Annotated in this window: 10 protein-coding genes; 6 read left to right on the forward strand and 4 right to left on the reverse strand. The window is 32.0% G+C overall.

From position 1 onward, the window contains the following. Positions 1–372: 372 nt before the first annotated feature. The 4 genes from AAC024_RS14975 to AAC024_RS14990 all read right to left on the reverse strand — a co-directional run bounded on the left by AAC024_RS14975 (position 373) and on the right by AAC024_RS14990 (position 2,982). Complete coding sequence (locus AAC024_RS14975; RefSeq protein WP_339896303.1) at positions 373–1,257, reverse strand: hypothetical protein; 885 nt, start codon at positions 1,255–1,257, stop codon at positions 373–375. Between the two features lie 26 nt (positions 1,258–1,283). Continuing rightward, positions 1,284–1,814, reverse strand: a complete 531-nt coding sequence (locus AAC024_RS14980) for a hypothetical protein (protein ID WP_339896304.1) — start codon at positions 1,812–1,814, stop codon at positions 1,284–1,286. Between the two features lie 69 nt (positions 1,815–1,883). Further along, a complete protein-coding gene (locus tag AAC024_RS14985) occupies positions 1,884–2,387 on the reverse strand; it encodes a hypothetical protein (RefSeq protein ID WP_339896305.1) in 504 nt (167 codons plus the stop codon). A gap of 49 nt (positions 2,388–2,436) precedes the next feature. Next, the gene (locus AAC024_RS14990) at positions 2,437–2,982 is read right to left on the reverse strand and encodes a sigma-70 family RNA polymerase sigma factor (protein WP_339896306.1); all 546 of its coding nucleotides are present in this window, start codon (positions 2,980–2,982) and stop codon (positions 2,437–2,439) included. 270 nt (positions 2,983–3,252) lie between these two features. Here AAC024_RS14990 and AAC024_RS14995 point away from each other — a divergent pair, with 270 nt between their 5' ends. From AAC024_RS14995 to AAC024_RS15020, 6 genes are all read left to right on the forward strand, one after another. After that, a complete protein-coding gene (locus tag AAC024_RS14995) occupies positions 3,253–4,524 on the forward strand; it encodes a DUF2851 family protein (RefSeq protein ID WP_339896307.1) in 1,272 nt (423 codons plus the stop codon). 36 nt (positions 4,525–4,560) lie between these two features. Next, positions 4,561–4,788: a PspC domain-containing protein gene (locus AAC024_RS15000; protein WP_339896308.1), complete on the forward strand. Its 228-nt coding sequence runs from the start codon at positions 4,561–4,563 to the stop codon at positions 4,786–4,788. Then, positions 4,785–5,804, forward strand: coding sequence for a potassium channel protein (locus AAC024_RS15005; protein WP_339896309.1), 1,020 nt, complete (start codon positions 4,785–4,787; stop codon positions 5,802–5,804). Before AAC024_RS15000 ends, AAC024_RS15005 begins: the two co-directional genes overlap by 4 nt. A 106-nt stretch (positions 5,805–5,910) precedes the next feature. Next, a complete protein-coding gene (locus tag AAC024_RS15010; protein WP_339896310.1) occupies positions 5,911–7,512 on the forward strand; it encodes an alanine/glycine:cation symporter family protein in 1,602 nt (533 codons plus the stop codon). Between the two features lie 93 nt (positions 7,513–7,605). Continuing rightward, on the forward strand, positions 7,606–8,544 hold the full coding sequence (locus AAC024_RS15015; RefSeq protein WP_339896311.1) for a helix-hairpin-helix domain-containing protein: 939 nt from the start codon (positions 7,606–7,608) through the stop codon (positions 8,542–8,544). Next, the gene (locus AAC024_RS15020; RefSeq protein WP_339896312.1) at positions 8,545–9,711 is read left to right on the forward strand and encodes an acyl-CoA dehydrogenase family protein; all 1,167 of its coding nucleotides are present in this window, start codon (positions 8,545–8,547) and stop codon (positions 9,709–9,711) included. It abuts the gene before it with no gap. The last annotated feature ends 526 nt before the right edge of the window (positions 9,712–10,237 follow it).

Here is a 10,237-nt window from a genome sequence, read left to right on the forward strand (position 1 = left end):
GTTAGAGTAAGTTCTTTCATGTATTTAAAAGTTTATTCAAATTTAACAACTTTATTTAAGTACATGACAAAAATTTATTTTCAGTAATGCATTACTCGCAATTTTCAGGATAACAAAGACCTCACAGGTTTTCAAAACCTGTGAGGACTACTTAACAAAAAAGGTGTAATATGTTATATATGTGTAGTTTATAGTTCTGTTTTAAATTTTTTGTCATGTACTAAACAACTTTATAGTTTTTGAGTAGTATAATTCACTTCAAAAAAAATATAAAGTTGTTACGTTTGATGCCAGAAGATTTTTTACATTACATCTGAAAAATGTAAACTTACAAATACATGTTGTTTTATTAATTGTTTGTGATTTTTTCTTCTATTTTAAATCAATTAAATAACCGATTGATAAATTAAAAAAACTGGTGTTTTTTAATACAGGTTCTGTTTCAACACGCGACGGGAAATTTATGTTATAACCCAATTCAAAATCCCACGATTTGGTAATTAAAGTTAGAGGTATATTAACTTGGGTGTTTAATAAATCGAAAATGTGGTTATAAATATATTCGACTGTAGTTACATCACCTTGAGTATTTAATTGTTCTAAAGCGGTAGTTTGTTGTGCTACAACAAAGTTAATTTGCGGTCTGAATTTTAGTGTATAACCCTTTTCTTTGGTTATTGTTAAATTGGCGTAGCTACGTGAAACAATTTGTAAAGATTGGTCTGTTCCAAATAAATACGATGTCGCCAGTTTTGTGCCAAGAGTCCGTTTCTTATTTCGTACACCTAAACTTAAATCTATCGAGTTTGTAAAAGTGTCCCAACCATTGGCATAAAAATATCGGGTATATCCAACATTATAATTAACAAGCTTATCTTTACCAATAGTGTTATAGTAACCTAGAGAAATATTGGTAAAATCCCAATTAGGACTAAAGGTTTCGTAGTAAATACCAGAAATACTAACATTAAATCCTGAAGCGCTGTAATATGATATTTGTGGAACTATATTAAACTGATTGATTCCAGAATCACGACCAGTAAAAAAAGTATTACTGTTAAAAGAAACATTCGTGTAAATAAAATTATGAGTGTCGAATGAATCTAAAATATCATTCATAAATTGTTGGTCGTCAAAAAAGAGTTCATCAAGAAGTATATCTATTTCATCTTCTTTTGGCTCTTGGGCATATAAACTAGCCGAGGTTGCCACTGTAAACAGCAGCAACCAAAAAGCTAAGATTTGTTTGTTAAACATGGAGTGAGTTTTCATCTTTACTAGATTTAACTGCCTCCTCTATGATTACCGTTTCCACTACCCATACGGGTTCCATCATTATTTCTGGTTTTATCTCCATTACCTCCATGATCTCCAAAACCTTCGCCATTTCTCATTTCACCTTGACTAGATGATTGTCTGGTTTGTTGCATATGTTCTTGTAGCATTTTTCTTTGTTCTTGAGTACAAGATGCTCTAAATTGGTCTCTTAATTGACGTAATTGTCTTTCTTGACTTCTAACCATTTGATTTTGCGCATCATTGAAAGTTGCTCTTAAACGCATTCTCATTTGATCTTTAGTTTGAGTTTTATCTTGTAAAATGGCTAACTGTTGTTCTGTTAACGACGCTTTAAGATGTTCTCTGTTTTTCAACATTATCTGGCGTTGTGTTTGTAACATGTCTTTTTGCTGAAGTGATAATTGATTCATAATAGGAGAGTTTTCAACATCTTGAGCAAAAAGTGTACTTCCGGTAGTTAAAAGCATTAATAAACTAAATAATACGATTACTGTTTTTAAAGGTGTTGTTTTCATGACTTATAATTTTAAGTTATTATATCTGTTTTATTACTTAGAACCTAAAAGTTTAAAATAGTTTGAAAACTATAAAACTATATTTTCAATCAGACTTTTATCTATGTAATTATTTATTAACGAGTCTTCTATTAAAACAGAATTGATAAAAATGTTTTCTAATTGTTGTTCATATAATTCGGTTTCAATAACAATTTTATTTAAAATATAACGATCCAAATAGTTATCCATCTCAGTGTCTGAAATCATGAGAGACGATATTAAAAAATCGCTATCAAGACTATCAGAATTCCATAGTTCAATATTTTCGGTATTGGTTATCTGATTATTGTTTTTTGTATTATTATTTTGCATCCAAAAAATAAGTGCAATAGCAAGAATAATACTTGCAGCCATAGGATATGCAATTATTGGTTTTAACCAAAAAATAGATTGTTTAGGTTTTTCTGGTTTTATAACTTTATTAAGAATGTTTGCTTTGGATTTAGCAAAGAAATCTTCAGGAACCGCCATTCCAAGTTTATCTTTATGTAATCTTGAAATATCTGCTTTATGTTGATTTGATTTTTTCATAATATTTGTGTAATATTTAATTTGACCTCAATTTCATTAAATAGTTTGTTTAGCATGCTGCTAATATTTTGTCTTCAATAGTTTTTACGGCACTATAGTAAGATGATTTTAAGGTATTCTCACTGATATTCAAAATATCCGATATTTGATGGAAGCTTAAATCATCAAAGTATTTCATTTGAAAAACACGTTGTTGTTTGCTTGAAAGTTCAGAAATTATCTCATTTAATTTTAATTGTAATTCGTTGCCATTAAAAAAAATATCCTGAGTTAAGTTTTTTAGATATGCGTTATTGTCTTGATTAATAGAAACGGATGTTTTTATCTTATTCTTATCTAAAAAACGGATAGATTCATTGTACGCTATTCTGTACATCCAAGTATGTAATGAGCTTTTCTCCTTAAAATTATTAATACCATTAAAAATTCGGATGAAAGTTTCTTGTAATACATCATTGGCATTATCATGGGTAATAACTATTTTTCGAATATGCCAATACAAGCGTTCTTGATATATATCAAGTAAATCCTTAAAGGCTTTATTTTTAAGCTTCGGATTTTTAAGATTTTTTATGAGTACAACTTCTTGATTCATAATTTGAAGATTTTATCATTTAGACTTTAGTACATAACAAAAATTTAGGAATAGAATTATAAACTGCACACTTGTAGTATATTACGTCTTTTTAGTTACATAGACCTTACAGGTTTTGAAAACCTTTCAGGTCTTTTTGCGAGTAGTTTATTTCACAAAATTAATTTTTGCCATGTACTTAAAATTTAGACCCTTCTTTTATCAAATAGTTTGTTTTAAAATACAAAAAAATAGGTATTTAAATTGCGCAGGTTTTATTAGTTTAGTAAAATGCAAGAAGATTTTTTACACTACATCTGGAAACATAAAAAATTTCGATTTAATAATTTAAAAACAACAACAGCGAAATCTATTGTAGTCACTTCCGTTGGGCAACATAATTTTAATTCAGGTCCAGATTTTTTCAATGCAAAAATTAAAATAGGAGAACAGCTCTGGGCTGGAAATGTGGAAATTCATATAAATTCTTCAGATTGGTTTTTGCATAGTCACGAGCAAGACAAGACTTATGATAATGTAATTCTTCATGTGGTTTGGGAAGACGATACAGAAGTGTTTAGAAAAGACAACACAGCTATACCAACGTTGCAGTTGAAAGATGTTGTAGATGTTTCCATGTTGAATAATTATGAAAAACTATTTGCTAAACAAAACAAATGGATTAATTGCGAAAATGATTTTGCATCGACAGATAATTTTATTTTGAGTAATTGGTTAGAGCGATTGTATTTTGAACGTTTAGAGCGAAAATCAAAAACCATTAAAACACTTCTGGATGCATCTAAAAATGATTGGGAATCCGTGTTGTTTAAAATGCTAACTAAAAATTTCGGACTAAAAGTTAACGGCGAGTCGTTTTTTAGTTTAGCGCAGTCCATAGACTTTTCATTAATCAGAAAAACACAATCAAATCCTCAGGTTTTAGAAGCTTTGTTATTTGGTCAGGCGGGTTTGCTGGAAAAAGATGTTGAAGATGCTTATTACTCAGGCTTGACCGATGAATATGAATTTTTAAAGCAAAAATTTGGCATCAAGAATAATCAAGTTTTACCATTACAATTCTTCAGATTACGACCACCAAATTTTCCAACAATTAGATTATCGCAATTAGCAAATTTGTATAGTAAACACCAAAATTTATTTTCTAAAGTCATAGAATTAAACAAATTAGAAGACTTTTATGAGCTATTTAAAGTATCAACTTCTGAGTTTTGGAAAACGCATTACACGTTTCAAAAAGAATCAAAATCTTCAACTAAGACATTATCAAAGTCGTTTGTAGATTTATTGCTAATCAATACTATTCTACCCATAAAGTTTAGTTATGCTAAACAAAAAGGAGAGGAAGTAGATTCTGAAATTATAAAACTAGCTACGGCAATAGCTTCAGAAAAAAATAATATCATTAGCGCATTTAATAATTTAAAAAAAGTATCAAAATCATCTTTAGACGCTCAGGCACTTATTCAACTCAAAACAGAATATTGCGATAAAAATAAATGTTTAAAATGTGCTGTTGGTAATCAATTTTTAAACAGATAAACTTTTAAACGAATAAACAAAACCTTAAATTGCAGCATGAACAATATTTACAAACCGTTATTGTTTTTTCAGAAACATGGGTATTATGTATGCCAGCGTATTGCAGACCGTTTTGGTATTAGAGCCAAAGTAGTGAGAACCTCATTTATGTATTTAACTTTTGTAACCGTTGGTTTTGGCTTTGCGCTCTATTTATTTTTAGCATTTTGGATGCATATTAAAGATTTAGTTTACACAAAACGCTCGTCGGTTTTTGATTTATGAATCCACTAATAAAGTTTTTTAGAACAAAAATATACACAGCCGTTTTTCTACTGGTTGTTATTATGCTTATTGGGGTTTTTGGTTTCGTCATGATTTCTGGTTATTCATGGATTGATGCGTTTTATATGACCGTTATAACCATGACAACTGTTGGTTTTGGTGAGGTTTCTCCATTAGATGACCAGTCTAAAATATTTACAATATTCTTAATTTTAGCAAGTGTTGTTATAGTAGGTTATGCTTTATCTATAATTACGGAATACATTTTAAGTAAAAATGATGTAGAAGAATTAAAACACAAAAAGATGCAAAAAAAGATTGAAAGTTTTAAGAACCACATTGTAATTTGTGGTTATGGAAGAAACGGCAAGCAAGCGGCAAGAAAGCTTATGGCTTATAAAAAGAAGTTTGTAGTGATTGAAAAGAATAAGGAAATGGAAGCACGTATGCAACTAGATGAGGTGCCTTATGTTATTGGAAACGCCAATGAAGATGAAACTTTAATAACCGCAGGTGTAGAAAGAGCATCATGTTTTATTTCAGCATTACCAAACGATGCAGATAATTTGTTTGTAGTCCTTTCTGCAAGACAATTAAATAGCAAAATAAATATAATTAGCCGCGCATCAAATGAATCTTCTTATGATAAGCTAAAATTTGCTGGAGCCAATAATGTTATTTTACCAGATAAAATAGGAGGAGATCACATGGCATCATTAGTTGTTGTGCCCGGTTTAATGGAATTTATTGATAATTTATCTATTGTTGGAAAGTCTAATATCAATATTGAGGAAGTTGCAGTAGAAAAATTTTATGATTCTAAAAAGCCTAAAACTATTAGGGATTTAGATCTTCGCAAAAAAACGGGATGCTCGGTTATTGGTTATAAAGATGAAAACGGTGAATATATGGTAAATCCTGAAGCAGACATGGAGCTTGCCAGACATTCAAAAATTATTGTTCTTGGAAGACCAGAACAAATTGAGGCATTAAATTCTGAGTACGGCATCAATTAGTAAATATGCTATTTTAACTATCATTGTTTTAAAAAATCATTTTTTTTTAGCATCTTGCCAGCTTTTAGTAAGAATCTTTCAATAAAAACGAACTAACACAAACCTTATGAAGAAGTACCTTCTTTCAATTTTCGCAGTAATAATTCCATTTCTAACATTTGCTCAAGAAACTGCTCATAAAGGCTTGGACCAGCTTATTGATGAGAAATTTGGAGCAGCAACAGGATGGTTTGTTAATTTTATTTTTTATAAGATTCCTTTTGGTGATGAAGTTCAGGTATATTGGGTGTTATTCCCTTTAATTCTTGGAGCAACATATTTTACATTCTATTTTAAGTTGATAAATTTTACAGGGTTTTGGACTTCTATAAATATTGTTCGAGGGAAATATGATGATCTGGAAGAACGAAAAGATCATAAAGTCGAAATTTCAAAGTCAAAATTTACAGATGAAGATGACAATCCAGATACCATTAGAATAGAAGGACACGAGGGAGAAGTTACACATTTTCAAGCCTTGACTGCTGCATTATCAGCCACAGTTGGTCTAGGGAATATAGCAGGTGTGGCGATAGCAGTATCTATCGGAGGTGCAGGAGCTACCTTTTGGATGATTGTGGCTGGTCTTTTAGGAATGGCGTCAAAATTTGTAGAGTGTACTTTAGGGGTTAAGTATCGAGATATTGAGGATGATGGTACAGTTTACGGAGGTCCAATGTATTATTTAACAAAAGGTCTAAAAACTAAAGGTTATTCTCGTTTGGGTAAAATTTTGGCAGCACTATTTGCGGTTTTTGTAATTGGTGGTTCATTTGGTGGCGGAAATATGTTCCAAGTTAATCAGGCATTTCAATTAGTTGAAAATATTACTGGAGGTGAAAATTCATTTTTACATGGTAAAGGCTGGTTGTTTGGATTAATAATGGCCGTTTTTGTGGGTATCGTAATAATTGGAGGTATTAAAAAAATAGCTAAGGTTACAGATAAAATAGTACCATTTATGGTTGTCATTTATGTTGCTGCATCTTTGTTTGTAATTTTTGCTAACTATAATATGATTGGTGATGCTTTTGTGCAAATATTTAATGGCGCTTTTAGTCCAGAAGGTGTTGCCGGTGGTGCTATTGGCGTATTAGTACAAGGGTTTAGACGAGCTGCTTTTTCGAATGAAGCTGGTGTTGGTTCTGCATCTATTGCACATTCAGCAGTAAAAACTAAATACCCAGCATCAGAAGGTATGGTGGCTTTATTAGAACCATTTATTGATACTGTTGTCGTTTGTACAATGACAGCCTTAGTTTTAATTATAACTGGTAATGTTGCAGCTGAAAATGCATCTTTAAATGATGCGCAAGCTATTTTATTAACTTCTGGAGCATTCGAATCTGCAATTTCTTGGTTCCCCTATGTGCTTACTATTGCCGTTGTTTTATTTGCATTTAGCACAATGATTTCTTGGTCGTACTACGGTTTTCAAGGTTGGGCATATTTATTTGGAAGAACAAAAAAAATGGAATACACATATAAATTATTATTCTGTGTGTTCGTAGTAATAGGAGCAGCAGCTAGCTTAGGTTCTGTTATCGGGTTTTCGGATGCCATGATATTTGCTATGATGGTTCCAAATATGGTTGGTTTAGTTATTCTTGCTCCTAAAGTTAAAGAAGAACTAAATAAATATATGAGTGCTATAAAATCTAAAAAATAATTATAAAACTAGATTAAAAAATGAGCTTCAAAAAGTTCAATGACATTTTAAAACCCTTAGCAAATTCAATTTGACAGACTAAAAAAATATAAAATGCATATAAAATCCCATTTTACGTTTTCAAAAGAACAGCGAAATGGGATTTTTTTATTGCTAATTCTTATAATAATTTTTCAATGTGTGTATTTTTTTGTCGTCCCGATAGTTATCGGGATCTCTTCGGACGATACTCCAGTTAATAAAGAAGCACTTTTAGAATTTACTAAAGAAATAGACTCTTTAAGGCTTGTTCAGTTGGAAGAAAGTAAGCCAAAAATTTATCCATTTAATCCAAATTATATGACAGATTTTAAAGGCGCTACATTAGGTATGACTAATGAAGAAATTGATAGACTATCAGCCTTTAGAGAACAGAATAAATGGGTTAATACTACCAGACAATTTCAGGAAGTTACGAAAGTATCCGATTCGCTTTTAAATGCCATATCACCGTATTTTAAATTGCCAGAATGGATCACTAATCCGGATCGAGCGTCAAGAAATTATCCAGTGGATAATTTTAGCGAAAAGGCCAGCCGGCGCGGTGGTAATAATTATAATAAGACGTTCACCTATGCTCAAAAGCAAGATTTAAATACTGCTACAGCACAACAACTTCAAAAAATAAATGGAGTTGGTAAAGTGTTTTCAGATCGCATTGTTAAATATAGAAATAAATTTGAAGGCGGTTTTATTGCCGATGTTCAACTTCTAGATGTCTATGGATTAACTCCCGAGGTTGTAGAAAAAATCACAAATCAGTTTACGGTAAAAACACCAAAAGCCATTCAAAAAATAAATATAAATACGGCAACCATTGATGATTTGGTTACCATTCCACTCATAGATTATGATTTAGCGCATAACATTGTTGAACAACGCCAATTAAGAGCAGGTTATAATTCTATAAATGAATTAACAAAAGTTAAAGGCTTCCCTGTAAATAAATTACAGATAATTGAATTATATTTGCACACCGAAAAAGAAAATTGAATGAATAGCATATATTTCTCCGAAGAACATAATCTTTTTAGAAAAAGTCTTCAAGATTTTTTACAAAAAGAAGTGGTACCTCACATTGAAAAATGGGAGAAAACAGGTAATATCGATAGATTTATTTGGAAGAAGTTTGGAAACATGGGCTTCTTCGGAATCAATTATCCTGAAGCTTATGGTGGTATGGATTTAGACTTGTTCTACACCGTTATATTACTTGAAGAACTTCAAAAAATAAATTCTGGTGGTTTTGCCGCGGCAATTTGGGCACATTGTTATTTAGCTATGACACATTTAAATGCGGAAGGCGATGAAGCCATCAAACAAAAATATTTAGCGCCAAGTATAGCAGGCGATAAAATAGGATGCCTTTGTATTACAGAGCCATTTGGAGGTAGTGATGTGGCAGGAATGCGAACGACTGCAGTTAAAAAAGATGACCATTACATAATCAACGGATCAAAAACATTCATTACCAATGGGGTTTCAAGTGACTATTTGATTGTAACTGCTAAAACAACTCCCGAACTAGGTAATAAAGGCATTAGCATATTTGTTTTGGATAGAGATATGGCAGGAATATCTGCAACCAAATTAAGTAAACTTGGTTGGAATGCATCCGATACTGGAGAAATAGCCTTCGATAATGTCAAAGTGCCTCTTGCAAACCTTATGGGCGAAGAAAACAAAGGCTTTTCATACATTATGCAACACTTTTCGTTAGAGCGTTTAATTATGGGAATTAATGCCCATGCACGAGCGGAGTATGCTCTAGAGTATGCACTACAATATATGAGCGAGCGTGAAGCTTTTGGCAGAACTATCGATAAGTTCCAAGCATTAAGACATAGCGTAGCAGATTTATACACCGATATGGAAATTTGTAAATCCTTTAACTATGCAGTAGCCTCCGGATTAAATAAAGGCGAGTACGTTGTTAAAGAAGCAACCATGTCAAAACTAAAGTCCACTAAAATGGCCGATACCGTTATTTATCAATGCCTTCAGTTTTTAGGCGGTTATGGCTACATGGAAGAATATCCTATGGCGCGTTTATTACGAGATAGTAGGCTAGGGCCAATTGGGGGCGGTACTTCCGAGATATTACGTGAGATTTTAGCAAAAATTATCATCGATAAAAAAGAGTACAAGCCAGCGACTTAAATTAGTGTTATTTATGAGTTGTTTTTTTTGGAATTTAGTTTTTTGATTTTTTTTGAAATTTTAATAACGAGTGGCTTGTCACGAGTTATTTATTTGGGCGTTACCCGAAAAGGGTCGGGCTTTCCACTGTATCTTTTACTTTTGTCATTCCTGCGAAGGCAGGAATCCACTAATTAAATTATAGCTTCCCTAAGCTATTTGCTAATTTACCTAAGAAAGCAAAAGGATGCCGTTTCAATCCCTAACGCGTGTGTCTGCAAAGTGTAGTTTTAATTTAGAAAGATAAGGCTTATTTGATAAGGTTATTTCTACTAGCTCTCATTTGCTAGCGCTCGTCTCCTGACGAGTGCCGTATTGAGTGTCTCGTCCTAAAAAAAGTTTACATATTTTACGTTTTTGGTAAACTGTTTATGGACAAGACAATTTATATTTTTAGGTATGGCACTCGTCAGGAGACAAGCGCTAGCGGAGGAGCTATATTCCACCACACGGCACCTACAAGGGCGGACCGGATGGTTTTGTCTAT

This window comes from uncultured Algibacter sp. (assembly GCF_963976535.1).
In the GTDB taxonomy this organism is placed as follows: Bacteria; Bacteroidota; Bacteroidia; order Flavobacteriales; family Flavobacteriaceae; genus Algibacter_B.